This window comes from Bradyrhizobium sp. ISRA430, assembly GCF_029909975.1.
GTDB lineage: Bacteria > Pseudomonadota > Alphaproteobacteria > Rhizobiales > Xanthobacteraceae > Bradyrhizobium.
Genome location: NZ_CP094516.1, coordinates 4,862,137 through 4,887,076, shown reverse-complemented (window position 1 = coordinate 4,887,076; position 24,940 = coordinate 4,862,137). Strand labels below are relative to the sequence as shown.

Below are 24,940 nucleotides of genomic sequence, written 5' to 3'. Positions count from 1 at the left end.
GCAAAGGGATAATGTGCACTTGCATGCCACGGCCGGCCGGGAAAGAATTGACCAAGGCGCCGGTCCGGCTTACTGGCCCGTCGAACCACAGCAAGAGATCGATGAACGCTCCCTCCACCCATCTCGTCATTGCCGATGATCATCCCCTGTTCCGCGATGCCCTACGGCAGGCCGTGGCGGGCGTCCTGACCTCGGCCAGGATCGATGAGGCAGGATCATTCGAGGATCTGACCAAGCTCTTGGAGCAGACGCAGGACGTCGACCTGATCCTGCTCGACCTCTCGATGCCCGGGATCTCGGGCTTTTCCGGCCTGATTTATCTGCGCGCGCAATACCCGGCGATCCCGGTGGTGATCGTTTCGGCTTCCGATGACAGTGCCACGATCCGCCGCTCGCTCGATTTCGGCGCCTCCGGCTTCATCCCGAAGCGTTTCGGTGTCGAGACGCTGCGCGATGCCATCCTCAAGATCATGGACGGCGATGTCTGGGTCCCAGCCGACACCGATCTGTCGGCCGTGGCCGATCCCGATATGACCCGCCTGCGCGACCGCCTGGTGACGCTGACCCCGCAGCAGGTGCGGGTCCTGATGATGCTGTCGGAAGGATTGCTCAACAAGCAGATCGCCTACGAGCTCGGCGTCTCCGAGGCGACCATCAAGGCGCATGTCTCAGCGATCCTGCAAAAGCTCGGCGTCGAGAGCCGCACGCAGGCCGTAATCGCCGCCGCCAAGATCGCCGGCGGCCAGTGGAAGCAGGGCACCCCGACGGGGTAGAGCCTTTGCTCCGTCATTCTGGGTTCGCTTCGCGCCCCGGAATGACCTTACTCCGCCGCCACCATCTGCTGCGTGCGCCACTGCCCGAGCAGGGCGCGGAGCGAGGCCGGCTTCAGCGGCTTATTCAGCACTGCGATATGCTCCTCGCGCGCGGCCACCTGCACGGCGGGGCTGCGGTCGGCGGTGATCAGGATCGCGGGAATGGCGTTGCCGAAGCGGCGGCGGATCTCGCGGATGGCGGCGATGCCGTTGCCGCGGTCGAGATGATAGTCGACCAGGAGGCCGGTGATGCGGCGGCCGGCGGTTTCGATCGCCGCGATCGCGGCTTCCGGATCGGCGACTGCGATGACCTCGGCGTCCCAGGCCTTCAGCAGCGTGCGCATGCCGTCTAGGATCGCCGCGTCGTTCTCGATACAGACGATCAGCGCGCCCGAGATCGGCCTGCGCGCCAGCGGCGTCGCGCTGGTCACGGCCGCGGTGTGGGTCACGGCCTTCGCCGTCGGCACGGTCACCGAGAACGCCGAGCCGCCGCTGGCATTGGCATCGATGGCGATGCCGTGCTTGAGCACGCGGGCCAGCCGCTCGACGATCGACAGCCCCAGCCCCAGGCCGCGCGCAATTCGCGCGCCCTGTTCGAGGCGATGGAATTCCTTGAAGATCTCGCCGCGCTTGACGGCGGGGATGCCGACGCCGGTGTCGTAGACGTAGATCTTGAGCTGTTCGCCGCGGCGGCGGCAGCCGACCAGCACGCGCCCGCGCGGCGTGTATTTGATCGCGTTGGAGATCAGGTTCTGCAGCAGGCGCCGCAGCAGGAGCCGGTCCGACTGCACCGGCAGCGAGCATGGCACGAAGGCAAGCTCCAGTCCCTTGGCGCGTGCGATCGGCGCGAACTCGATCTCCAGCGAGCGCATCAGGTCAGCCATCTTGAAACTCGAGATCGAGGTTGTCATAGCGCCGGCATCGAGCCGCGAGATGTCCAGGAGCGCGCCGAGGATCTCCTCGATCGCCTGCAGCGATTCGTCGATGTTCTCGACCAGCCGGGTCTCTTCGCCGTTGTGCTGGCGCTCGACCAGGCTCGTGACATAGAGCCGTGCTGCGTTCAGCGGCTGCAGAATGTCGTGGCTCGCGGCGGCCAGGAACCGCGTCTTGGAGATGTTGGCGTCTTCCGCGGTGCTCTTGGCCAGCGCCAGCTCCGAGTTCAGCCGGGTCAGCTCCTCGGTGCGGTCGCGCACGCGCTTCTCCAGCGTCGCATTGGCGCGCTCCAGCGCCTCGGCCGCCTCGAAGGTGGGCGTGACATCGGTGAAGGTGATGACGAAACCGCCGCCGGGCATGCGGTTGGTCAGGACCTCGATCACCATGTGCCGGTCGGGCAGGCGCTCCAGGTACGGCTCGCTGTCGGTGGTGTAGGCCGCAAGCCGTAGCTCCAGCAGGGCGTCGCGCTCCGCCGGATCGGTGGGATTGCTCGCGCCCATGAATTCCAGGATCTCGCGCAAGGGCGTGCCGAACTGGATGAAATGCGGCGGCACGTTGAGCAGATCGCCGAACTGGCGGTTGGAGCAGATCAGTTGCAGGTCAGCGTCGAACACCGCGATGCCCTGGCGCACGTGGTTGAGCGCGGTCTGCAGGATCTCGCGGTTGAAGTGCAGCGCCGCATGGGAATCGTCGAGCAGTTTTAGCGCGGCTTTGGCCGAGACCGTCCGCTTGCGCAGCAAGAGCGACATCACGAGCCGGGACGACGCTGCCCCGATCGAGGAGGCAATCAGGTGCTCGGCGTGCTGCAACAGCTCGAAATCGGCGGGCGCCGTAGGCTCCAGCCGCATGTTGCGCCGCGCCGCGAAGGCCTCGAAGGATTGCCGCGCGCGGTCGGGCCCGAGATATTGCGCCACCGTGGCTTGGATGTCCTGCACCGTGATGGTGGTGCGCCAGCGGCGGAAGTTCGGGGCGATCGGGGCGAGCGTGTTGGGCACGAACAGATCGGCCTGAACGAGCTCGATCGAGGTCGGCCGCCGCGCCAGCGACAGTACCACATAGGTGAGGATGTTGAGCGACAGCGACCAGGCGACGCCGTGCAGCAGTGGCGGCAGATCGGCGCCGAACAGCGCCTGCGGCCGCAACGCCTCGATTCCGAATGGGCCGTGCAGCAGCAGCAGGATGCCCGCGGTCGAGGAGTCCATGAAGCTCGGCAGGAACAGCGTGTAGACCCACACCGCGAAGCCGACCAGCATGCCGCCGATCGCGCCGCGCGCGGTCGCTCGCCGCCACAGCAGTCCGCCGAAGAAGCTGGGCGCGAGCTGGGTGATCGCGGCAAAGGAGAGCAGGCCGATCGCCGCGAGCTGGGTATTGCCGAGCGCGCGATAATAGAAATAGGCCATCACCATGATGGCGAAGATCGCAAGCCGCCGCGAGCGCAGCAGGAAGTCGCTGAAATCGGCGCCGCCGGTGCGACCCTCGGGCCGTCGCTGCAGCACCAGCGGCACCACGAGGTCGTTCGAGACCATGATCGAGAGCGCGACACATTCGACGATGACCATCGCGGTCGCCGCCGACAGGCCGCCGACGAAGATGGCGACGCTGAGCAGCTCAGCGCCGCCCTCCATCGGCAGCGCCAGCACATACATGTCGGAATCGACGGCGCCGAACGGGAAGCTGACGAGGCCGGCGAGCGCGATCGGGATCACGAACAGGTTGATGGCGACGAGGTAGAGTGGAAACAACCAGCGCGCGCGGCCGACCTCGGCATCGGAGGAATTCTCCACCACGCTGACGTGGAACTGGCGCGGCAGCAGCATGATCGCGCAGAACGACAGCAGCGTCATGGTGAGGAAATTGCCGATCGAGGGCGAATAGTTGATCGCGCGCACCGCCTCCGGTGTCTTCATGGCACGCTCGATCAGCTCGTGCGGCGAGAACATCCAGAAGGTGACGAAGATGCCGGCGGCGAGGAAGGCGACCAGCTTGATGATGGATTCGGTCGCGACCGCGAGCATCAGGCCGTGCTGGTGCTCGGTGGCGTCGGTCTGCCGCGTGCCGAACAGCACGGCGAAAGCCGCCATCGCCAAGGTCACCATCAGCGCCATGTCGCCGAGGATCGGGATGTGGGAGAAAGCCTGGTCCTCGCTGAGGATCGTCTGCAGCGAAGAGGCCACCGCCTTGAGCTGGAGCGCGATGTAGGGCACCGAGCCGATGATCGCGATCAGCGCCACGGTCGCGGCCACCGCCTGGCTCTTGCCGTAGCGCGCGCCGATGAAGTCGGCGGTCGAGGTGATGTTGTGGGCTTTGGCGAGCTGGATCACACGGCGCAGGATGCCGGTGCCGAGCCCGATCATCAGCACCGGGCCGACATAGATCGCGAGGAAGTCGGTCGAGGTGCGGGTGGCGAACCCGACCGAGCCGAAGAAGGTCCAGGAGGTGCAGTAGATCGCCAGCGACAGCGGATAGATCAGCCCGGAGGCACGGCCGGGCTTGGCCGGCGAGCGGCGGTCGCCATGGCTCGCCACCAGGAACAGGAAGCCGATATAGCCGAAGGCGGCAGCGATCACGCCCCAGTCGTGCAGCATGGCGAGCGCGCTCTCCCTGGGCGCGAAACTTCGCGCCTGATCTCATTTTCCAAGCAAATTTAGCGCGTTAAGCGCCAGCAAGCGACAGCGAAATGCCCGAGGAGCTTAGGAACTATCATCGTCGTTAAGCCACGCCGCGCTGCCATGCGCGCGGCGTCCGCGCGAATACGGAGAGAGTCCCCGTGCGGCACCCCCTCCCTGACCCTCCCCCGCAAGGGGGGAGGGAACGGCGGGAATGGAGCGAGCGGCAGCAAAGCTTGCGAGGCAGTTAGCTCGGCTAGGCGACCAAACGGGTTTGATTGTAGGACTTGCGCATGTGCTCTCGGTCCATGCTGCAAGCACCGCTGCGCTCCCTCCCCCCTTGCCGGGGAGGGCTGGGGAGGGGGGTGGCCCCGGGGGCGGTACGAGTTGGATTTGGGAGCGGCGAAAGAAACCCTACTCCGCCGCCAGCGACTTCTGCTTGAGCGGCAGGCCGAGGCGGTCCCACACTTGCAGCAGGGCTTCGGCGAGCTGATCGATCAGGCCGTCGTCGTGATAGGGCGAGGGCGTGATGCGCAGCCGTTCGGTGCCCTTGGCGACCGTCGGATAATTGATCGGCTGGATGTAGATGCCATGCTGCTCGAGCAAGAGGTCGGAGGCCTGCTTGCATTTCTCGGGGTCGCCGACGAACAGCGGCACGATATGGGTGTCGCTCGACATCACCGGCAGGCCGGCGGCATTGAGGATCGCCTTGACGCGGGCGGCGCGGTCCTGGTGGCGCTCGCGCTCCCAGCTCGAGGTCTTCAGATGCTTGATTGCAGCGGTCGCGGCCGAGCAGATCGCCGGCGGCAGCGCGGTGGTGAAGATGAAGCCCGGCGCGTAGGAGCGCACCGCGTCGATGATCTGGCCGTTGGCGGCGATGTAGCCGCCGAGGCAGCCGAATGCCTTGGCCAGTGTGCCTTCGAGGATGTCGATGCGGTGCATGACGCCGTCACGCTCGGCGATGCCGCCACCGCGCGGGCCGTACATGCCGACGGCGTGGACTTCGTCGACATAGGTCATCGCGCCGTACTTCTCGGCGAGATCGCAGATCTTGGCGAGCGGAGCGACATCGCCGTCCATCGAATAGAGGCTCTCGCAGGCGATCAGCTTCGGCCGGTTCGGACCCGCCGCCTTCAGAAGCTCCTCGAGATCGGCGAGGTCGTTGTGGCGAAATACGATCCGCTCGCACCCGGACTGGCGGATGCCCTCGATCATCGAATTGTGGTTGAGCTCGTCCGACAGGATCAGGCAGTTCGGAATGAGTTTTGCGATGGTTGCGATGCCGGTCTGGTTCGAGACATAGCCCGAGGTGAACAGCAGCGCGGCTTCCTTGCCATGGAGATCGGCGAGCTCGGCCTCGAGCTGCACCAACGGATGATGGGTGCCGGCGATGTTGCGGGTGCCGCCGGCGCCGGTGCCGACCCGGGTCGCGGTCTCGACCATGGCGCCGACCACCTTCGGGTGCTGGCCCATGCCGAGATAGTCGTTGGAGCACCAGATCACGACCTCGCGCTTGCCCTTCGGCGAGTGCCACACCGCATGTGGGAACCGGCCGGCCATGCGCTCGAGGTCGGCGAACACGCGATAGCGCCGCTCGGCATGGAGACGATCGAGGGCGGAATCGAAGAACTGGCTGTAATCCATCGGCAAACCTGCAACGGAACCTGACCAAAGGGGCCGCATCTTCTTAGAGCTTTTCCAGCTCTAATGTCCATGCGCTATCCCACATTTGGGCCTGCGGGGCATTTGGGCAAAATGCCCTATCGGCGAAGGAACGGGCTTGATCCCGATCAAGCCCGTTCGCGGCAATTGGTTGCTGCCGGTCTAGCCGGCCTTGGCCCGCTTGCGCGGCTCGGCGCGCGCTTCCTTGGTTGCCGGCTTCAACCAATCCGAATTGCGCAGCGCGTGCACCACGCAATCATGGATGTGGGTGTGCAGTACCTTGGCTGCGCCTTTGGCGTCGCGCTGCAGGGCGAGCTCCTTTAGCTCGCGATGCTCGGCGGCCGCCATCTCGCCGCGGAACACGACGGCGATCATCTGGTAGCGCAGATAGCGGTCATAGACCGCGGCATGGGCGTCGAGCAGCACCTTCGATCCGCAGGCCGCAACGAGGGCGCGGTGAAACTGGAAATCACACTGCTTCCAGCTCTCGGCATCGGATTTTTCGCCTGACAGCAGCATCCGCTCCATCGCCGCAAGCTTGTGATGGGCGGAGACGATGCGGGCCTCCCAGTCGAGATCGCCGGCCGCGAAGGACTTTTCGATCATGTGGCCTTCGAGCAGCTCGCGCAGCTCCGCGATCTCCTGGAATTCGGTCGCCGAGATCGGGGCCACCTCGAAGCCGCGCTGGCCTTCGGCCACGACGAGCCCTTCCGAGCACAGCCGGTTCAGCGTCTCACGCAGGGTGGAGATGCTGGTGCCATAGGCGCCGCTCATCCGCTCCAGCTTCAGCTTCTGACCCGGCGTCAGCTTGCCAAAGATCAGGTCGGTGCGGATCCGGCGGTAGGCGCTGTCGCCCACCGTCTCGGCGCTCGTATCGGGAGATAGGTCCTGCATGCCTCATCCTAGCGCGTCGAACGTGCTCTTCGTCAAATTTCGTATCTTTATCAAGCGTTTCCTATATCATATGATAATATGAAAAATATCAGTTGATTTATATTTTGTCATACAAGTATGGTCCCGCCCCTAAAGAAAAGGTCAGCAGGGGAGGCGGCGATGCGCGTTCGGTTCGAAGGTTTGGCTTGGGTGGTGGCGATCGGCGCGATCGCATTTGGCACGATGGGAGCGGCCTCGGCTCAGAACATCCAGGAGCGCACCATCCGCTGGGGGCACCTGAACAACACCGATCATCCCGTCAGCAAGGGCGTGCAGAAATTCGCCGAGATCGTCGCCGCCAAGAGCGGCGGCAAGATCAAGGTGCGCGAATATCCGGCCAATCAGCTCGGCAGCGAGATGCAGCAGCAGTCCGCGCTGCGCGCCGGTACCCAGGAGATGCAGTCGCCGGCGACGACCTCGCTGGTCGGCATCGTCAAGGATTTTGGCCTGATCGATTTTCCTTTCATCGTCTCGACGCCGCAGCAGGCTGACGCCCTGCTGGATGGTCCGCTCGGCGCGGCACTCCTGGCAAAGCTGCCGGAGAAGGGGCTCGTCGGCCTCGCCTATTGGGATCTCGGTTTCCGCAACGTCACCAACAGCCGGCGGCCGATCACCAAGGGCGAGGATCTCGACGGCATCAAGATCCGCGTGATCCCGAACCCCGTCTATCTCGAGACCTTCAAGGCCTTCAACGCCAACCCGGTGCCGATGAGCTTCTCCGAGCTCTACAGCGCGCTCGAGACGCGTACCGTCGATGGCCAGGAGAATCCGTTCTCGGTCATCCTCTCCAACAAGTTCTTCGAGGTGCAGAAATATCTCAGCGTCACCAATCACACCTATTCGACCAACATCATCCTGATCAGCAAGAAGTTCTGGGACCAGCTCTCCAGCGACGAGCAGAAGATCCTGCAGGACGCCGCGATCGAGGCCCGCGACTATCAGCGCAAGGTTAGCCGCGAGCAGGCCAAGGCGGCGATCGATGAGCTCAAGGCCAAGGGCATGGAGATCAACGAGATCGCGCCCGCCGAGCTGGCCCGCATGCGCGACAAGACCAAGCCGATCGCGGAAAAATTCTCCGCCGACTATGATCCGGCGATCGTCAAGCTGTTCAACAGCGAGCTCGACCGCGTGCACGCGCTGAAGCCGTAAGCCGTCTCGCCGCAGGCCAGCGATCATGAAAACGATAGTCGATGTCTATTTCCGGCTGCTGCGCGCGGTGATCGCGGTGCTGCTCGCAGTCATGGTCGTGCTGGTGTTCGGCAACGTGCTGCTGCGCTACGGCTTCAACTCCGGCATCACCATCTCGGAAGAGTTGTCGCGTTGGCTGTTCGTCTGGATGGTGTTCCTGGGCGCGATCATCGGCCTGAGGCAGCGCGCCCATCTCGGTGTCGACAGCCTCGTCAAGGCGTTGCCGCCGTTCGGACGCCGGATCTGCTACGGCCTCAGCCACGCGCTGATGCTCTATGCCTCCGTGCTGCTGACGGAAGGGTCATGGAAACAGACGGTGCTGAACTGGGACACGGTGGCGCCGGCTTCGGGGCTGTCTGTCGGGCTGTTCTATGCCGCTGGCATCGTGTTCGGCGCCTCCTCCTGCGTGATCATCGTCCACGAGCTTTACCGGCTCGTCACAGGACAGATCGCGGACGCCGATCTCGTCGCGGTCAGCGAATCCGAGGAACTGACACATTCCGCTGACGCCGCGGGCGGAAAGCTTCAGGCATGACCGTTGCCGTGTTCACCTTCTCGCTGCTCGCCGCCATGGCGATCGGCATGCCGATCGCGTTCGCGCTGATCATCTGCGGCGTCGCGTTGATGACCTATCTCGGCACCTTCGATTCCCAGATCGTCGCGCAGAACGTCGTCAACGGCGTCGATTCCTTTCCGCTGATGGCGGTGCCGTTCTTCATCCTCGCCGGTGAGGTCATGAACACCGGAGGGCTGGCACGGCGCATCCTGAACTTCGCGATCGCGCTGGTCGGCCATTTCCCCGGCGGCCTCGGCTATGTCGCGATCCTCACCTCCTGCATCCTGGCCTCGCTCTCGGGCTCGGCGGTCGCGGACGCCGCGGCGCTCGGTGCACTGCTGGTACCGATGATGGCCGCCGCCGGCCACAATCGCGCCAGTGCGGCCGGGCTCGTCGCGGCGGGTGGGATCATCGCGCCGGTGATCCCGCCGTCGATCGGCTTCGTCATCTTCGGCGTCGCCGCCAACGTCTCGATCTCGAAGCTTTTCCTCGCCGGCATCGTGCCGGGCGGCATGCTCGGCGTCGGGCTCTGCCTCGCCTGGTGGTGGGTGGTGCGCAAGGAAGCCCCTGCGCGCCTGCCGCGCAAGAGTTTTGCTGAGATCTGGCGCGCGCTGATCGACGGATTCTGGGCCTTGATGCTGCCGATGATCATCATCTTCGGCCTGCGTTTCGGCATCTTTACGCCGACGGAGGCCGCCGTCGTGGTCGCGGTCTATTCGCTCGTGGTAGCTATGGGGGTCTATCGCGAGCTCAAGCCGTCGCAACTCCCGGCGCTGCTGGTCAGCACGGCGCAGACCACCGCTGTCGTGATGTTCCTGGTCGCCGCCGCGCTGGTCTCGTCCTGGCTGATCACGGTCGCCGAGATCTCCGATCAGATCGTCGCGCTCGTAAAGCCGTTCGCCGGCAACCAGACCCTCCTCACCATCGTGCTGATGATCATCGTCGTGATCGTCGGGACCGCGCTCGACATGACGCCGACGATTCTGATCCTGACGCCGATCCTGATGCCGATCGTCAAGCAGGCCGGCATCGACCCGGTGTATTTCGGCGTGCTCTTCATCATCAACAACGCCATCGGGCTGATCACGCCGCCGGTCGGCGTCGTGCTCAACGTGGTCTGCGGTGTCTCCCGCATCTCGATGGACGACCTGATCCGCGGCGTCTGGCCCTTCATGATCGCGCAGCTCGCCGTGCTAGGCTTGTTGACGCTGTTTCCCGTTCTCGTCACCGGCCCGGCAAAGTGGTTCGGCGGATAGTTTTCGAAAGGACCTGACCATGAAGCGCGTGATGATCCTCAACGGTCCCAATTTGAATCTGCTGGGTATCCGTGAGCCGCATATTTACGGCACGACGACGCTCGATCAGATCAAGGCGAGCTGCGAGCAGAATGCCGCAAAGCTCGGGCTCAGCCTCGCCTTCCACCAGTCCAACCATGAAGGCGTCATCGTCGACCTGATCCAGTCGGCGCGGCAGGATGCGGACGCCATCATCATCAATCCGGCCGGCTTCTCCTTCACCTCGGTCGCGATCATGGATGCGATCAAGGTGTTCGAGGGCCCGGTGCTAGAGGTGCACATCTCCAACATCCACGCCCGCGACGAATATCACCGACACTCGAAGATCTCGTTCGTGGCGACCGGCGTGATCTGCGGTCTGGGCCCCTACGGCTATATCGCGGCCATGCACACGATCGCGCAGATGAAGTGAGCCGCCCGGAAGGACTTTAGGTCAGGCCTGCCTTCCGCATGCCGTCGACGAAGCGCTCCATCAGCTCTCCGGTCTGGTATGAAACGGCTGTCCTGATCCAGTCCCCCGTGAGCTGAGGCTGTACCCGCAAATGGACGCGATTGCAGGACTATAGCGACGAGATCGCAACTTCGCGCATCTATGCCGGATTCCACTATCGCTTTTCGACCGAAGCCGGGAAGGACATGGGCAGGAAGATCGGCGAGCTGACGGTCAGCACCCAGCTTCGCGGCGCGATCGCCGCTGCAAAGTGAGGCAATGAAGACCTGCGCTTCAGGTTGTTCTGAAGCGCAACACGCCGTCCTTCTCTTCTGCGGTCAGGCGGCCTTCGACCAGCATGTAGTTGACGTGGGCGACCAGTTCGCCGGCGGCGAAGCCCATCTGGTGCTCGTCAAGCACGTGCTTGTTGAACACCACGGGCACCAATGCCCGCGAGGTCTGCGGTACCTCGCGGCAAGCTTCGGCGATCAGCCGGCAGCGCTCCTCATGGTGGTCGGCGAGCTGCTTGATTCGGGTCTTCAGGCCGTAGAACGGCACGCCGTGGCCAGGCAGCACCAGCACGTCATAGGGCAGCGTCGTGGTGAGGCTCGCCAGCGAGGCCAGATATTCGCCGAGCGAGTTCTGGTCCGGCTCGACCGCCCAGACGCTGACATTCGGCGAAATCTTGCTCAGCACCTGATCGGCGGAAAGGAACAGCTTGTCGTCGGCGCAGTAGAGCATCACCTGGTCGAGCGCGTGCCCGCCGCCCGTGACCACCTTGAAGCGGCGCGTGCCGATCACGACCTCGTCGCCATGCGAGATGCGGCGGTAGGACGGCGGCAGCACCGAGACTCGCTTGAGATAATCCTGGCCGCGGCCGAGCAGCTTCTCGGTGAGCGACTCGTCCATGCCGTGACGGCGGAAGAACAGCCGCTGCGCATTGCGCCGCTCCTCGGTGCCGCGGTTCTGGTGGTAGACCGACTGCAGGTATTCCACCTGCGACATCACCAGCGGGCAGGTGAACCGCTCGACGATCCAGCCAGCGAGCCCGACATGGTCGGGATGCGAATGGGTCACGATAAGCCGCGTGATGTGGACGCCCTTCAGCGGGCCGTCGAACAGCTTTGTCCAGGCCTCGATCGTCTCCTCGTTGCCGAAGCCGGAATCCACCATCGCGTAACCATCGCCGTCGGCGATGAGGTAGATGTTCACGTGGTTGAGACGGAACGGCAACTTGAGCCGCACCCACAACACGCCGGGCTTCACCTCAACGACCTCTTCGGGGCCGGGATGCTGCTCCCAGGGATAGCGCAGGGCCTCGGCCGAGGACTGCACGATGTCGGTCTTCGAATGCATGCTATCGGCTTAAACCCACTGGCGCCGCCGCGCCAGCCGAAAAACGCCGCGAAGCGGCGTGCATAGCCGTCATTCCGGGGCCGGATTTTTCCGCGGCCCGGATGAAGCACAGCGAAATCCGGTAAAACCCGTGCGAAAGGCCCCGGGTTGCGCGGACCTGTCTTCGCGCAGGCTTGGCGCCGACCGTTGGCTCCTCGACGCTATAGCATTACGGCGCAATCAAAAGGCTGTCCGCGACTTAGCGCGGGATCAGTGCGACCTGGCTGAACCGGTGATTCTTCACCACGTGGAGAGCGGTGACTGCGCTGACATTGTCGCCCTTCTCATCCCACCTGACAGGCTCCGGATAGGCGATGCCTCGCCATTCGGTGTGCCGAATTGCGTCACCAACCGAAGCCCGGTCGGCCCGGCGGCCCACAGTTCGGATCGCCGAGATGAGCAGCTTTGCTGCGTCGTAGGCGTTGACCGCATAGTTGCCGATCTGACCGAATCTCTGCTCATAGCGGGCGGCGAATTCGCGCGATCCCTGCACGCGGCCGATCTCGGGGCAGGCAGAGAGAACGAGCACGCCTTCTCCCGCTTCGGCGGCGGCTCCGGCAGGCTCGAGGAAATTGACGCGATCCCAGCAGCCGTCTCCAGTGGCAAGCAGCACGTCCCTGCCGCGCGTCCGCATCGTGCGCAGCAGCGGTGCACCCTCGAACGTGCCGCCATAGAAGAGTATGTCAATGCCGCGCGGCAGTTGCTCGACCAGCGCTTCGAACTTCGTCTCTCCCTCCTCGACGCGGTGACACGACAGGGTCTTGCCGCCGAGCCCGTCGAAGGCGCGCGCGAATTCGTGACCCATGCTCGTTCCGTAGGTCGTTCCGCTCACCACGACGCAAGCCCGCCGCTTGCCGGTGGCGATGAGATGTTGCGCGATCGCGGCGGCCGTCGCGTCATCGCGGTTGGTGAACGGAACACGTTACGCCAGCCGGAATCGGTGAGCGTCGGATTGGACACGATCGGCGCGATCAGAGGCAGGCCGGTGTCGTAAAGCGGCGCTGCCCGCAGCGTGATGTTGCTGTTGTAGTGGCCGAGCAGCGCCACGATCGACTCGTCTGCGACCAGGGAGCGGGCAATCTCGACGCCGGTCTCCTCGTCGCCGCGATCGTCGATGATGTCGATGCCGATTTCAGGCTGGTCCCGTGCCGAGTCCTCGACGGCCATCCGGGCGGCCTGCGCCATCTCACGCCCGAGAGCGGCAGCAGGTCCGGACAGCGGCGCGGCAACGGCAATCTTCATGACAGCCGCTCCACTGGCGTTACCCGGCGCTCACAAGGGAAGGCTTCATTCATAATGTGCCTCTGCGCTACGCCCCCGAGGCTGCGTGACAGGCGCTTGCCATGCGGCGTTTCGCCCGTCCGACAGCGAGGTCGCGTTTCGCGCGCCGTCTTGTCTTGACGCTGGAGCGTCCTTTGGACGGCTGGGGAACCCACAGTTTGATGGCGAGCGCCGCCTCCTCGACCGGACGTCATCTGGACAATCGAGGCGCGCCGATCCCGTTCCGATTTTTCTTGCTGCCAACAAATCAAACCTGCGCGCAGCAGATCGCATCAGCGGATCGCGCCGCGGCTTCGGAGGGACAGCATGGGTCCGCCGCTCTGCATGCAAGGCCGGGCGAACTACTCAGAAGTCATTCCGGGGTGCGCGCGAGCGCGAACCCGGGAAATCCGGAGGTGCGAGATCCCCCATTGCGCAATTTGCGCAATGGGGTTCGGGGCTCTCGCGCCGCCCCGGAATGACAATCAGGCCGCCCGCATGTTGTTGAGGAACGCGTCGATCTCCGAGCGCAGCGTGTCGGCCTCGCGGCGGAGCGCGTCGGAGGCGCTCAGCACTTCGCCGGCGGCAACGCCGGCTTCGGCGGAGGCGGTGGAGACGCCGATGATGTTGCTGGAGACCTCGCTGGTGCCGCCGGCCGCATGCTGGATGTTGCGGGCGATCTCGCGGGTTGCCGCGCCTTGCTGTTCGACGGCCGCGGCGATCGCCGTGGTCACATCGTTGATCTCGCCGATGGTCTGACCGATGCCACGGATAGCGCCGACCGCCGACGTCGTGACTTCCTGCATGCTCACGATCTGGGTGCGGATTTCCTCCGTCGCCTTCGCGGTCTGGCTCGCCAGACTCTTGACCTCCGAGGCGACCACGGCGAAGCCGCGGCCGGCTTCACCGGCGCGCGCCGCCTCGATGGTGGCGTTGAGCGCGAGCAGATTGGTCTGCGAGGCGATGGTCTGGATCAGGTCGACCACGACGCTGATGCGGCTCGCGCTGTCGGCGAGGCTCTGCACGGTGGTGTCGGTGGCGCCGGCTTCGCTGACCGCCTTCTTGGCGATCTCGGCCGAGGTGACCACCTGGCGGCTGATCTCCTGAATCGAGGATGAGAGCTGCTCGGTCCCGGCCGACACGGTCTGCACGTTGACCGAGGTCTCCTCGGCGGCCGAGGCCACCGCGCTGACCAGCGCGTTGGACTGGTCGGCCGTATTCGACATGCTCTGCGCGGTCGCCTGCATCGAATTGGCCGATTGCGCGAGATTGTCGAGCGCGGTGCGTACCATGCCCTCGAACTCGGCGATCTTCGCCTCCATGCGCGCGGCGCGCTCGGCCTTGGCGACGCGGTCCTTGTCCTGCTCGCTCGACAGTGCGCGGGCCTCGATCATGCTCTGGCGGAACACCTGGAGCGTGTCGGTCATCGTGCCGATCTCGTCATCATGCTTCGCGCGGGCGATGTCTGCGTCGAGATCGCCGGCCGAGAGCAGCTCCATCGCGCGCTGCAGCGAGCCGATCCGGCGCAGAATGTTGCGCCCGACATAGAGCCAGACGAACAGTGCCGAGCCGACCAGCGTCAGTGCGCCGAGCGCCAGCATGGCTGACGTGGCGAGCGAGATCTGCTGGCGGGCTTGGAAGGTCGACGCGTTGGTCTCCTTCTGCACGGCGTCGACGAGCTGCTGCACGCTGATGCCGAGGCCGACATTGAGCTTGCGCGTCTCGTCCAGAATGGTCTGGCCGTAGTCGATGGAGTCGAGCTCCTTCTCACGCAGGTTGAACACCCCGGTCTTGCCGGTGCCGAGCGCGAGCAGCTTTTCCGCCGTCTCGCGCAGCATCTTGGTGCCCTCGTTGTTCGGCAACAGATCGAGGTTGGACCGCAAGCGTCCCTGTGCCGTCTTGAATTCCTTCTGGATGTCGTCGAGCTTGTCGCTCGTGTTCGCCGACAGCGCCGCGCTCATGTCGGCGGCGACGAGATTGCCGCTGGCGACGACGTTGCCGAGCTGGCCGACGGTCTGTGCGGCTTCGGTGGCATCTTCGGCGGAGAGGTTGGCCGATCCGAGAATGGCGTTGACCTGGGTCTGGGCGTTCAGCATCGCCGGACTGGCCGCGCCGACGAACGCGCTCTGCGCGCTGCGCAGCGCGTCATATTGCTTGTCATGGAGGGCGGCGATATCCAGCCGCTCGCGGGCGGCCTTGGCCAGGCTCTGGGCCGCCTCGTTGATGCTCTTGATGGTCTCGCTGAGCCCGGAGACGACGGTCTTGTCGGCGCCGAGCTCGATGATCTCGCCAAGCTTCTGCTGCGTCTGCTCCTGCAATTCCCTGAGCTTCCTGGTGTGCTCGTTCAGGGCGTCCTCGCTTTGAGCTGCAAGCAGCGCCGGTCCCTGTGCGGCGAGGCCAGCGCTCAGTGCCGACAATTGCAGGCTTGCGGCTAGACGCGGAATGTCCCGTCCGCTCAGCTCGGTCATGCGTCCGCCGAGATTTTGCAGCACGAGGCCGGCACCGGCCGAGATCACCAGGCCCATGCCTGCGATCACCGCGAAGGCCGCGAACAGGCTGCCGCGCACGCCCCATTTCGGCAACGAGAAACGAGGCCGGAAACGGCCAAGGCCCAGACGGATCGCCATCGATATTCCCCCAACTCTTTCTTGTTTTCAGGGCGCAGTATCGTCGGGGCCGGTTAAGAAATCGCAATTTGCCCAATTGCTTGCGCGCGTTCCGCAGAGCGAAAAAGGCAGAATGAAAAAAGAGGGGCCGGCAAGCATGCCGGCCCCTCGTCAGGATAAGGTTTTGCTAACCGATCAGTAGCGCGCGACGACCGGGCCTGCCCAGTTGAAGCGGTAGTTGAGACCTGCCTTGACGGTGTGATCGTCGGTCGTGAAGCTGCCGGCCGCAACGAGCGGACCGGGCGCGGTGAAATGCGCGTCGCCGAAATTGTAATATTGGTACTCGGCCTTGGCCGACCAGTTCGGCGCGAACATGTATTCGATGCCGGCGCCGACGGTGTAGCCGTTGCGGTGATCGCCATCGATGACGAAGCCGACCGGTACGCCGCCGAGCGTCACCTTCTCGTTGTTGTCCGAATAGGCGTAGCCGCCCTTCACGTAGACGAGGCCCGGACCCCAGGTGTAGCCGACGCGACCGGTGATCGAGCCGAGCCCGCGCTGGTCGTTGGTGTAGGCAAATCCGCCGGGGAATACCGCGCCGACACTGCCGGAGAGCCAGGAATACTGGCCCTCGAGGCCGACCACGAAGTTCGGGTTCATCTGCCAGTCTGCGCCGACCTGCACGCCGCCCAGGAAACGGCCGTTGCCGTTGTTGCCGGTCGAGAGGCCGTTGAAATTGTTGTCGCTGGAGAACGCGCCGCCGAGATGGGCGCCGAGATAGAATCCGGTCCAGTTGTAGATCGGCGCGGCATAGGCCGGCGCAGGCGACTTGTAATAGTTGCGGGCGCCGAGATCGGCACCGACGGCCGGCGCGGCTGCGCCCACCACGAACAGCGCCACGGTCGCAAACAGGATCTTCTTCATCGTCTTAGAACTCCAACACTTCATTCCCGGCAGGCGCGCTTGCCGCGCCGTCGTTGCTTTCGCAGATAGCTCGCTTTTGACGAAAATGCTGTCACATCCGTGGCACAACAGCAGCCAACCCAACTTGTTGGGTCGTAAATGGTTTTTTGTGCTTAATGGCGGCTTAAGAAACGCTGAAGGAAGGCTTAACGTTGCGCGCGCAGCGCCGTCTGCATGCGCCGCTCGTTAACCAAGACGGCGCCGCACCTCGTCGCACATTTGCGCGCGGAATGCCGCGCGCCGTGCGGGGCGGTCTTGCTCGCGCACGTCGTGGCGATCGAACACATTGAAGTTCTCCAGGATCGGATGGCGCTCGCTTGCCATCGCGAGCACGCGCAGCACCTTGGTCGCGGCCGGTGTCGGTCCGCTCACCTCCCAGCGCCGGATCGTGTCGGCGCCGCCCTTGTCTGGCAATCCGCACAGCTTCGCCATGTCGGCCGCGGTCAGCTTCCGCTCAATGGCGTCGGAGAGGTCGGTGCGAAGCTGCTTCAGTTCGGGGCCGGTCATGCTGTTCGTTCCGTAAGTGCGTCGAGCGGAACGCGCTAGGGGTGATTCGGGTTTATCCTGTGGCGATGACAGCAGACGTTCGGTCCTTTGCGAGGCGGACTCATTCCAGGCCGAGGAAGTAGCGCCACTCGGTGCCCATATTGTCGTCAGTGATCGGCGTCTCGCCTTCGGTTGCGGAAGGGAGCTGCGGGCATTGCTCGAACATCGGCCCGTCCTCGCGGTAATCGGTCATGAGCCGGTCGAGCACTGCCTGATCGGCTGCGTTGCCGGCGGCGAATTCGGGTTTGCCGTCGATGCGGTAGGCCTCGAGCGTCCTGCGCCAGCGGGCATGGTTCCAATCGATCGGCGATTGCGAGACGACCATGTGATTGAGGAAGTGGGCGCCATGGGCGAATGCGACGCAGGCGGTGCGCTGGGCGCGTCGCGAATTGGTGGTATTGTAGAGGTAGATGCCGCCCTCGTTGAGATGCCGCTTCACCAGCTCCATGAATTCGGACGACAGCAGATTGGATGCGTTGGCACGGAAGTGCCAGGTGGCGTTGACGACCACGGCATCGAAATGCGCCTCGGGATGATGGGTGAGCCAGCGGCGGCCGTCGTCTTCGATGATCCGGACCTTGGGATTGTTGAGGACTGATTTGACGTCGTCCTGCGCCGCGATGATCTGAAGATAGCCGCGGTTGATCTCGACGACGGTCAGCGAGGCGACATCCGGATTGTTGGCGATGACCTGGGCCCAGGAGCCGGAGGCGAGTCCGATCATCAGCACGTCGCGCGGCGCGCCGTGGAACAGGCTCAGCGTATAGGGGCGGATGATGCCGTTGCGGTCGTGCTTGACGTCGGTGTTGAAGGCGCCGTCGTACATGCCGTTGCCGAATACAGTGCCCTCGGTGTCGATAGTGATGATGCCGCTGTGGTTTTCCACGACTCTTGCGAAATCATGGTCGGCGATCGACTTGCTCTGGAGATTTTCCAGCAGCCGCTGCGCGAACAGGGCGTTCGCGGCGATGCCGAGAACGAGCACGCTGGTCGCGATGACGCCGAAGCGCAGACGCTCGCGCCGCGTCGCTGGATAAGAGTATGCGAGCACGAGGGCGCACAGCGTTCCCGCGATCAGCAGTAACACGGCCATTTGCTTCAGGCCGAAATAATCCGTCAGGACGAATCCAGTCAGCACCGCGCCCGTGGCGCAGCCGACAATGTTGGAGAAATAGAGCAGGGCGGTCTGCTGGCCCGCACCGGCGTCGGCGGCGATGCCGAATTGCGACAGATAGGGGAGCAGCGCGCCCCACTGCCGCGCGATCAGATAGGTCGCGATCACGGCGACGATCATCATGGCGGCAACGTTGCTGGCCAATTGTGCTATCAGCGGCAGGAATGCGGCGGCGAAGCCGTTGGCCCAGACCAGGTCCATCGCCGCGCGCGCGATTGCGTCTTTTGCGGACCGCGTCTCGCAGACCTGCCCGGCATGCTGGGCGCCGACGGCGATGCCGATCAAGAAGCTGCATAGTGTGATCGCAAAGGCGAGTGAGCTCGATCCTGAAGCGAAGGAAATGGTGCGGAACAGATAGATCTCGTAGGACAGCGAGATGAAGCCGCCGGCGACCGCGAGCGCGGAGACAAAGCCCATGCCGAGGACGGGTGCTGCCGTGCGGTGAATGGACACACCTGGCGAAGCGGCGGCCGGCGCACGGCCGATGACATGCGCAGCGATGGCGCCGAGGCCGACCGTGATATTGAGGCCGGCCGCGATCATGATCGCACTATGCATGCCGAGGAAGGGGAAGATCAGCACGCCGGACATCAGGCAGGCAGCGCCGGCGCCGAGCGTGTTGACGAAATACAGCGTGCCGACTGCGCTGCCGATCTGGCCGGAGATCCTAACGAGATAGGAGACGAGGATCGGAAGCGTCGCGCCCATCATTAGCGTCGGCAGGAGCACGAGCAGAAGGTTGATCGCCGCGATCGCCGGCAGCGACATGTCGGATGTGAGCCGGCCGACCAGGTCGAAGACCGACAGCGACACCAGGCCGAAGGCGGCGGTCGCAAGCTCGATGGTCCCGAGCAGCAACAGCGGCTTGATATTGTCGCGCTTCGATAGCCAGCCTCCAGCGAGGCTGCCAAGGCCGAGCCCGAGCATGAACGCGGTGACGACGATGGTCACCGATTCCGTGTTGACGCCGAATATTCGGAACAGGCTGCGCTGCCAAGTGAGCTGGTAGATCAGCGCCGGGAAGCCTGAGAAAAAGAACAGGATGCAGAGGGTACGGATGCGCGCCGGTGCGGCAGCTTGAGGCGGCGAGGCCGCAGGCAGCTCGATCGTTGTCATCCTTGACCCCCTGGGGTTTCGATAGGACAACCTAGGGGCGAAAGGTAAGCAAAAGTTGCAGACTGTTGCGTAATGTCTCCGGATGTATCCATTTGCACGGACATCAGCAGACAGGGTTAAGCGAACGCCAACAAGGTGTCTTCGCGCGCAAGATCTTGGCAGCGGCCCTGCCCGGCGGTCGTGGCAGATCAATGCGCCTCAGGCTGATGCAACCGGCAGCGACGCGCTCGCCGCGGCCGGTGCGGCAAAGGGGCGCCGCTCGATCGACGATGCGAGTGCGATTGCGATGCCTGCGACGGCGATCCCGGCGAAGACGTCCACGAAATAGTGACCGCCAAGCAAGGGCGTCGCAATCAACATGGCGGCGCTCATCAAGAATGCCCATGGACGCATCCACCAGACGCCCCACCAGGCCCATAGCGCGAGAACTGCCGCCGCGGCATGAAAGCTTGGGAAGGTGACGATGCCGCCGATCTGCGAGACGACGAGAACATGCAGGTCTCCGCTCCTGATCACCGGCAGCCGCTCGAGCTGGATCAGGTAACCCGTCGCCTTGTACGTCGCAAATTCCGTCGGCAGGTCGTAGAGCTGGTACGTTCCGATCGCGGGTATGAGCGCCGACATGATCGCCACGATGCAGAGAGTCAGCAGCGTCGCCATCGTGAAACGTTGCAGCCGGACGGGGTGCCCCGTCAGCCCGAGGACAAGGGGCACGCAGAACGGCGGCAGCGCGATCGCGCCATAGGCCAGAAGTGCGTACGGCAAAAACTCGGTCCGCGCGGTCATGAACCGGTAGTAGGCGGCCCAGTCCAGTCCGAGCGCCCGATCCCAGTGATCCAGTGTCGCGTCCTGCAACGGCAGGCTCGCCGACGCCGCGACATAGGTCAGAAGGGCCGCAAGCATCGAGAGCAGGCCGAGCTGCGCAATGGAAACAACGACGAATGCAAGCCGCCAGCGGCTTTGCGAGAACAGGATATGGCCGGCCGCGACCAGGACAGCCGAAAGGCACAGCTCTCCCCATGTTTCTCCGTCAAGCTCAAGGGAGAAGCCGGCCATGGGCAAGGATATGCCGATGACCAGAGTCAGGGTTGCCAGGGCAATCCAATTCCGGAGATACAGGCCATAGGCTCTGGTGTGGTGCTCAAACCCGTCCGGCATTTCAATTCCATTTCACGTCCGCCGACGAGATAGCGCATACAACCTAAGAACGATCGTATTCGTATCTACAATTGTAGAGTCAAAACCATCTAAAATTGTTATATGGTTCCGGTTCGCGCGACAGAATGTCGCAGCGCGCCCGAGGTCGAGAAGGACGTGCTCTCCGATGTCGCAGGCTCGGCAAGCAGATCGGCCGGATCGCCGACGCGCTGCTCGCCGTGATCGAGCATCCCGGAGCGCATCGCGATGACGTGATCGGCGACGACAAGGCGATAGCGGCCTTCAAGGCTATGATGCCCGCGGTCGCGTCCTGAAGGAGCGGCATAACTGCAACGCGTGCCGCCCGATGCGGCGCCGATCGGACAGTTCCTGCGCAATCCGGCACATTTCCGCCGGCCCGGCGTTGTCAGCTTGGCGCGTACAACGGCCGTCCGATCAATCAACGGTCGCTGCGACGGGGCAGCGTCGACGAAAGGATCCGCCATGACACGCATCAGACTCGCCACTGCCGCACTCGTCGCTGTCGGGTTGCTCGCCGCGCCCTTCGCTGCCGAGGCGAAGAAGCACAGTGCCGCCAGACATCATGGCACGCGCGTGGTGGCTCCGACTTATGGCAGCGGCGCCGCAGCGCCGGTAGCAACGCAACCCAGGACTTACGGCAGCTCCGGCCAGTCGGTCGGGACAGTCACCGCTCCATCGGTCGGAACGTATAACTGGCCCTCGGTCGGGGTGACCAACGCGGTCCCTACCTGGCGCAACACCAATCCGCCAATGCGATAGAGGGCGAGCCGGTCCAGCGCGACCCGACGGCCCTAGTGTGTGACCGTCGCCAGTCCGGACAGAAGGTAGAGCGCGACGAGCAGCGTCCCGACTGACAGAACCGTCGTGATCGACACCGTGGCCGCGACCAGCGCCTCCTCGACCTTGTGCTCGTGGGCCAGGACGTACACGGTTTTTGCGGTCGGCACCGCCGCGCAGACGACGGCGGCGACCGTGTAGAGTGGATTGAAGCCACAAACCAAACAAAGTCCGTAGACGATCAGCGGCATGATCACGAGCTTCACGGCCGCGAGCGCGAATGATGCCGTGAGGTTGGAGCGCAGGCCTTCGACGGACAGGCCGAGTCCGATGGCAAACAGCGCGCAAGGCGTGAGTGCGGCCGCGATCATGTTCAGATAGGCCGCGACCGGTTTTGGAATCGGCAAGCCCGAGACCGCCCATCCGAGACCGATGAGCGTCGACAGCACCATCGGATTGAGCACGATCTGTCTCACCAATCCGGCGGCGTGCGACGATCTGCGAGCGTCCCGCCGTTCCAGCAGGATGACCGTGATTGGGAACATCACGGCTGCCACGAACACCGTTGCCACCGCGGCCGGCAGAACGGCAGGCTGGCCGTAGATGGCGTGTAGGATCGGCAGCGCCACGAAGCCGGTATTGGTCATCGCTGCCGCCATTCCATAGATCGTGCTGCTGGCGAGATCATGCTTTCCGCCAGCGCGAACCGCCAGGAAGACGAGCGCGAAGCAAAGGAGGGAGCCACCGCCGAATGCGAGCAGAAAGCGCCACTCCAGCAGATTGCGTGCGGGCTCCTGGGCGATCGTGACGATCAGCAGCGCCGGCATCGCCACGTTGTAGGCAAAATGCACCAGGGCGTCGGCAAGCGAGCGGGAGAGATAGCCGAGCTCCCCGGCCAGCCAGCCGGTGACGATGATCGCGAACACGGGAAGGACCAGGCCAGCGACTTCCATCCGGCTTCCCCCTTCATGCCTGCTTATCGGCGACGCTCAGACGGCGCACACGGCATGTTACTCCGGGGATGTCGTGTCGTCACCGCTGGGTCCTCGACGGGCGCTTCGCCGCTGTACAAGATGGCTGGTTTGCGATGAGGCTTGCGCGTATAGGCGTGCTCGGGGCACGGCAGAGCGGCCTAAGCTCCCCTGCCGTTCTGTTGGCCGATCACGCAGCGCCACGCCGCGAGGCGCTCCGCGGGATGCTGGTTCATCCATTCGGCGAGCTGCGGTGCGCCCATCAGACAGGACTGCACAGAGACGTTAGCGAAGTCCGAGGTGGTGACGATCTGCTCGTGGCAATTTGCCGGAGAGGAGAGGCTGCAGAGCACGGCGATGATCTTGATCACGAGAGATTGCCCCCGTCGTTGCCGCGAGTGATCGTTGCGTTGTCCTGCTGCGCGACCGGCTCGGCTGCCGGGAAGATGCTGTCATATATCGCGCGTGCTTCCTTGATGAGGCGCGCTCGCTCGCGCTCGGATCTCGAGACAAACTGTATAACTTCGCCCATATTCGCTCCGTTCGCTCCAAACATTCGCAAGCAAATCCATCATGAGATGATGGATATCATTTGATCCTGAAGTAGGGTGCCACTTGCAGCTTTGAAGCTGGCTAGGCAATCACGATGGGATAAAAAGCGCGTGACTGCTCCGGACACTCTAGCGTTACCGGCTCTCTCGCGCCGGATTGTGAAGCTACTCACCACCTCGTGCGAGGCTTCAGCAGCCGGGCGAGCGAATGCTGGTGCCACCTTACCCCCTGCTGTCATCAGCAAGCGCAGTCGCCCGGAGCAAATGCTGCTGGATCGAATATGTTTCGTCTCGGCCAGTGCGCAAATCTTTGGAACCATCTCAAAGTTCGACGAACCCGTGGCGGCACCGGCGCGCGACCGATCGCTCACGCCGCGGGCGCGCGCTGCTTCCGTCCCGGCACCGCCGCCAGCAGCTCGCGCGTATAGACGTGCTCGGGCGCGGCGAAGAGCTGCGCCGTCGGCTTCAGCTCGACGATGGCGCCGCGCTGCATCACCGCGATGCGGTCGCAGATTTGCGCGGCGACGCGTAAGTCGTGGGTGATGAACAGCATCGACAGGTCGAGGCGGGCCTTGAGGTTTTCGAGCAGCTTCAAGACCTGCGCCTGCACCGAGACGTCGAGCGCGGAGACCGCCTCGTCGGCGACGATGATCTCAGGATCGAGCGCGAGCGCGCGCGCAATTCCGATGCGCTGGCGCTGGCCGCCGGAAAATTGATGCGGGTAGCGGTCGAGCGCGCCGGCATCCAAGCCGACCATCTTCAGGAGATCGCGGGCGCGTGCGAACGCCGCCTTCGACTCGGTGCCCGCCGCGATCGGGCCGTCGGCGATGATGTGTCCGATCTTGCGGCGCGGATTGAGCGAAGCGAACGGATCCTGGAAGATCATCTGGATGCGATGGCGCTCGGCGCGCAGCGCCTTGCCTTGGAGCGAGGTGAGATCTGTCTCGCCGATCCGCACCGTGCCGCGGTCAGGCTCGATCAGCCGCATCACGAGGCGCGCTACCGACGACTTGCCGGAGCCGGATTCGCCGACGAGGCCGAGCGTCTCGCCTTTCAGGATGGTGAAATTGACCTCGCACGCCGCATCGACGCGGCGGTCCTCGCGGAACCAGCCGCCCGAGGTGACGTAAGTCTTGTCCAGCCCGATTACCTCGACGGCCTTGGCCCGATCGTCGAGCGGGGTGCGCGCCGGCGGGTCCATCGACGGCACGGCGGCGAGCAGCGCCTTTGTGTAGTCGTGCTGCGGCTGATCGAAGACGGCCGAGGCGGGACCCTCCTCGACGACCTTGCCATGGCGCAGGACCACGACCTGGTCGGCGATGTCTGCGACCACGCCAAAATCATGGGTGATGAACATCACCGCCATGTTGCGGCTCTGCTGGAGATTGCGGATCAGCTTCAGGATCTGGGCCTGTGTGGTGACGTCGAGTGCGGTGGTCGGTTCGTCCGCGACAAGCACCACAGGCTCGAGCGCGAGCGCCATCGCGATCATGGCGCGCTGGCGCTGGCCGCCGGAGAGCTGGTGCGGATAGGCGCGCACGATCCGCTCGGGGTCGGGCAGGCCGACCTCGCGAGCCAGCGCCAGCGCCTTCGCGCGCCGCTCCTTGGGCGAGAGCAGGCCGTGCGCCTCGAACATCTCCGCCATCTGGTCGCCGATCCGCATCAACGGATTGAGCGCGGTCATCGGCTCCTGAAAGATCATCGCGAGCCTGCGGCCGCGCAGGTCGCGCCAGGCGTCGTCGTCGAGTCCCAGCAGGTCGCGGCCTTCGAACTGGATCTCGCCGGAGGTGACGGCAACCGTGTCCGGCAAGAGGCCCATCAGCGCATGCGCGCACATCGATTTGCCGGAGCCGGATTCGCCGACCACGCAGACGATCTTGCCGGGCTTCAGGTCCAGCGAGACGCCATCGACCGCGAACGGCCGCTCGGCGCCCTTCGGCAGCGCGATCTTGAGGTTCTTGATGGAGACGACGGGCGGGGTGGTCAT

The 24,940-nt window shown here is 64.4% G+C and carries 22 protein-coding genes; 8 read left to right on the top strand and 14 right to left on the bottom strand.

Going from position 1 to position 24,940, the window contains the following annotated elements:
• Positions 1-101: 101 nt before the first annotated feature.
• Positions 102-773, top strand: coding sequence for a response regulator transcription factor (locus tag MTX21_RS23230; RefSeq protein ID WP_280966999.1), 672 nt, complete (start codon positions 102-104; stop codon positions 771-773).
• A 47-nt stretch (positions 774-820) separates the two neighbouring features.
• Here the strand turns inward: MTX21_RS23230 and MTX21_RS23225 are convergent, their stop codons facing one another.
• The 3 genes from MTX21_RS23225 to MTX21_RS23215 form a co-directional block, all read right to left on the bottom strand.
• Positions 821-4,330, bottom strand: a complete 3,510-nt coding sequence (locus MTX21_RS23225; protein WP_280966998.1) for a PAS domain-containing hybrid sensor histidine kinase/response regulator — start codon at positions 4,328-4,330, stop codon at positions 821-823.
• Positions 4,331-4,765: 435 nt separating this feature from the next.
• Positions 4,766-5,995 carry a 5-aminolevulinate synthase gene (gene hemA, locus MTX21_RS23220; protein WP_280966997.1) on the bottom strand — a complete coding sequence of 410 codons (1,230 nt, stop codon included), beginning with the start codon at positions 5,993-5,995 and terminating at the stop codon, positions 4,766-4,768.
• Positions 5,996-6,175: 180 nt separating this feature from the next.
• Positions 6,176-6,907, bottom strand: coding sequence for a GntR family transcriptional regulator (locus tag MTX21_RS23215; protein ID WP_280966996.1), 732 nt, complete (start codon positions 6,905-6,907; stop codon positions 6,176-6,178).
• Positions 6,908-7,066: 159 nt separating this feature from the next.
• Here MTX21_RS23215 and MTX21_RS23210 point away from each other — a divergent pair, with 159 nt between their 5' ends.
• The 5 genes from MTX21_RS23210 (at position 7,067) to MTX21_RS23190 (ending at position 10,690) form a co-directional block, all read left to right on the top strand.
• Positions 7,067-8,095, top strand: a complete 1,029-nt coding sequence (locus tag MTX21_RS23210) for a TRAP transporter substrate-binding protein (RefSeq protein WP_280966995.1) — start codon at positions 7,067-7,069, stop codon at positions 8,093-8,095.
• 25 nt (positions 8,096-8,120) lie between these two features.
• On the top strand, positions 8,121-8,669 hold the full coding sequence (locus tag MTX21_RS23205; protein WP_280966994.1) for a TRAP transporter small permease: 549 nt from the start codon (positions 8,121-8,123) through the stop codon (positions 8,667-8,669).
• A complete protein-coding gene (locus MTX21_RS23200; RefSeq protein WP_280966993.1) occupies positions 8,666-9,946 on the top strand; it encodes a TRAP transporter large permease subunit in 1,281 nt (426 codons plus the stop codon). The genes MTX21_RS23205 and MTX21_RS23200 overlap by 4 nt, the downstream gene beginning before the upstream one ends.
• Before the next feature lie 19 nt (positions 9,947-9,965).
• On the top strand, positions 9,966-10,397 hold the full coding sequence (aroQ, locus tag MTX21_RS23195; RefSeq protein WP_280966992.1) for a type II 3-dehydroquinate dehydratase: 432 nt from the start codon (positions 9,966-9,968) through the stop codon (positions 10,395-10,397).
• Positions 10,398-10,537: 140 nt separating this feature from the next.
• Positions 10,538-10,690: a hypothetical protein gene (locus MTX21_RS23190; RefSeq protein ID WP_280966991.1), complete on the top strand. Its 153-nt coding sequence runs from the start codon at positions 10,538-10,540 to the stop codon at positions 10,688-10,690.
• A 19-nt stretch (positions 10,691-10,709) separates the two neighbouring features.
• On the opposite strand, the gene MTX21_RS23185 is transcribed toward MTX21_RS23190, so the two are convergent.
• The 8 genes from MTX21_RS23185 to MTX21_RS23150 form a co-directional block, all read right to left on the bottom strand.
• Positions 10,710-11,771, bottom strand: a complete 1,062-nt coding sequence (locus tag MTX21_RS23185) for an MBL fold metallo-hydrolase (RefSeq protein WP_280966990.1) — start codon at positions 11,769-11,771, stop codon at positions 10,710-10,712.
• A 238-nt stretch (positions 11,772-12,009) separates the two neighbouring features.
• Entirely contained in the window at positions 12,010-12,675 is a 666-nt protein-coding gene (locus tag MTX21_RS23180; protein WP_280971141.1) for an ABC transporter substrate-binding protein, read from the bottom strand.
• Positions 12,639-13,052, bottom strand: coding sequence for an ABC transporter substrate-binding protein (locus MTX21_RS23175; protein ID WP_280966989.1), 414 nt, complete (start codon positions 13,050-13,052; stop codon positions 12,639-12,641). The genes MTX21_RS23180 and MTX21_RS23175 overlap by 37 nt, the downstream gene beginning before the upstream one ends.
• Before the next feature lie 503 nt (positions 13,053-13,555).
• Complete coding sequence (locus tag MTX21_RS23170; protein WP_280966988.1) at positions 13,556-15,697, bottom strand: methyl-accepting chemotaxis protein; 2,142 nt, start codon at positions 15,695-15,697, stop codon at positions 13,556-13,558.
• Between the two features lie 174 nt (positions 15,698-15,871).
• Positions 15,872-16,600, bottom strand: a complete 729-nt coding sequence (locus MTX21_RS23165; RefSeq protein WP_280966987.1) for an outer membrane protein — start codon at positions 16,598-16,600, stop codon at positions 15,872-15,874.
• A gap of 225 nt (positions 16,601-16,825) precedes the next feature.
• Entirely contained in the window at positions 16,826-17,146 is a 321-nt protein-coding gene (locus MTX21_RS23160; protein WP_280966986.1) for a hypothetical protein, read from the bottom strand.
• A 100-nt stretch (positions 17,147-17,246) separates the two neighbouring features.
• Positions 17,247-19,475, bottom strand: coding sequence for a fused MFS/spermidine synthase (locus MTX21_RS23155; protein WP_280966985.1), 2,229 nt, complete (start codon positions 19,473-19,475; stop codon positions 17,247-17,249).
• A 198-nt stretch (positions 19,476-19,673) separates the two neighbouring features.
• Entirely contained in the window at positions 19,674-20,633 is a 960-nt protein-coding gene (locus MTX21_RS23150) for a phosphatase PAP2 family protein (RefSeq protein WP_280966984.1), read from the bottom strand.
• Between the two features lie 125 nt (positions 20,634-20,758).
• Here MTX21_RS23150 and MTX21_RS23145 point away from each other — a divergent pair, with 125 nt between their 5' ends.
• A complete protein-coding gene (locus MTX21_RS23145; protein ID WP_280966983.1) occupies positions 20,759-20,947 on the top strand; it encodes a hypothetical protein in 189 nt (62 codons plus the stop codon).
• Positions 20,948-21,116: 169 nt separating this feature from the next.
• A complete protein-coding gene (locus MTX21_RS23140; protein WP_280966982.1) occupies positions 21,117-21,413 on the top strand; it encodes a hypothetical protein in 297 nt (98 codons plus the stop codon).
• 32 nt (positions 21,414-21,445) lie between these two features.
• On the opposite strand, the gene MTX21_RS23135 is transcribed toward MTX21_RS23140, so the two are convergent.
• The 3 genes from MTX21_RS23135 to MTX21_RS23125 form a co-directional block, all read right to left on the bottom strand.
• Positions 21,446-22,384 (bottom strand): AEC family transporter, encoded by a 939-nt coding sequence (locus MTX21_RS23135; RefSeq protein ID WP_280966981.1) that lies wholly within the window; start codon positions 22,382-22,384, stop codon positions 21,446-21,448.
• A gap of 179 nt (positions 22,385-22,563) precedes the next feature.
• On the bottom strand, positions 22,564-22,773 hold the full coding sequence (locus MTX21_RS23130) for a hypothetical protein (RefSeq protein ID WP_280966980.1): 210 nt from the start codon (positions 22,771-22,773) through the stop codon (positions 22,564-22,566).
• Positions 22,774-23,320: 547 nt separating this feature from the next.
• On the bottom strand, positions 23,321-24,940 hold the full coding sequence (locus MTX21_RS23125) for an ABC transporter ATP-binding protein (protein ID WP_280966979.1): 1,620 nt from the start codon (positions 24,938-24,940) through the stop codon (positions 23,321-23,323).

Bases quoted from the DNA above. Each gene is read 5' to 3' on its own strand.
- MTX21_RS23230 (WP_280966999.1), top strand. From the start codon at position 102: ATGAACGCTCCCTCCACCCATCTCGTCATTGCCGATGATCATCCCCTG.
- MTX21_RS23225 (WP_280966998.1), bottom strand. From the start codon at position 4,330: ATGCTGCACGACTGGGGCGTGATCGCTGCCGCCTTCGGCTATATCGGC.
- hemA (WP_280966997.1), bottom strand. From the start codon at position 5,995: ATGGATTACAGCCAGTTCTTCGATTCCGCCCTCGATCGTCTCCATGCC.
- MTX21_RS23215 (WP_280966996.1), bottom strand. From the start codon at position 6,907: ATGCAGGACCTATCTCCCGATACGAGCGCCGAGACGGTGGGCGACAGC.
- MTX21_RS23210 (WP_280966995.1), top strand. From the start codon at position 7,067: ATGCGCGTTCGGTTCGAAGGTTTGGCTTGGGTGGTGGCGATCGGCGCG.
- MTX21_RS23205 (WP_280966994.1), top strand. From the start codon at position 8,121: ATGAAAACGATAGTCGATGTCTATTTCCGGCTGCTGCGCGCGGTGATC.
- MTX21_RS23200 (WP_280966993.1), top strand. From the start codon at position 8,666: ATGACCGTTGCCGTGTTCACCTTCTCGCTGCTCGCCGCCATGGCGATC.
- aroQ (WP_280966992.1), top strand. From the start codon at position 9,966: ATGAAGCGCGTGATGATCCTCAACGGTCCCAATTTGAATCTGCTGGGT.
- MTX21_RS23185 (WP_280966990.1), bottom strand. From the start codon at position 11,771: ATGCATTCGAAGACCGACATCGTGCAGTCCTCGGCCGAGGCCCTGCGC.
- MTX21_RS23175 (WP_280966989.1), bottom strand. From the start codon at position 13,052: ATGAAGATTGCCGTTGCCGCGCCGCTGTCCGGACCTGCTGCCGCTCTC.
- MTX21_RS23170 (WP_280966988.1), bottom strand. From the start codon at position 15,697: ATGGCGATCCGTCTGGGCCTTGGCCGTTTCCGGCCTCGTTTCTCGTTG.
- MTX21_RS23165 (WP_280966987.1), bottom strand. From the start codon at position 16,600: ATGAAGAAGATCCTGTTTGCGACCGTGGCGCTGTTCGTGGTGGGCGCA.
- MTX21_RS23160 (WP_280966986.1), bottom strand. From the start codon at position 17,146: ATGACCGGCCCCGAACTGAAGCAGCTTCGCACCGACCTCTCCGACGCC.
- MTX21_RS23155 (WP_280966985.1), bottom strand. From the start codon at position 19,475: ATGACAACGATCGAGCTGCCTGCGGCCTCGCCGCCTCAAGCTGCCGCA.
- MTX21_RS23150 (WP_280966984.1), bottom strand. From the start codon at position 20,633: ATGCCGGACGGGTTTGAGCACCACACCAGAGCCTATGGCCTGTATCTC.
- MTX21_RS23145 (WP_280966983.1), top strand. From the start codon at position 20,759: ATGTCGCAGCGCGCCCGAGGTCGAGAAGGACGTGCTCTCCGATGTCGC.
- MTX21_RS23140 (WP_280966982.1), top strand. From the start codon at position 21,117: ATGACACGCATCAGACTCGCCACTGCCGCACTCGTCGCTGTCGGGTTG.
- MTX21_RS23135 (WP_280966981.1), bottom strand. From the start codon at position 22,384: ATGGAAGTCGCTGGCCTGGTCCTTCCCGTGTTCGCGATCATCGTCACC.
- MTX21_RS23125 (WP_280966979.1), bottom strand. From the start codon at position 24,940: ATGACCACCCCGCCCGTCGTCTCCATCAAGAACCTCAAGATCGCGCTG.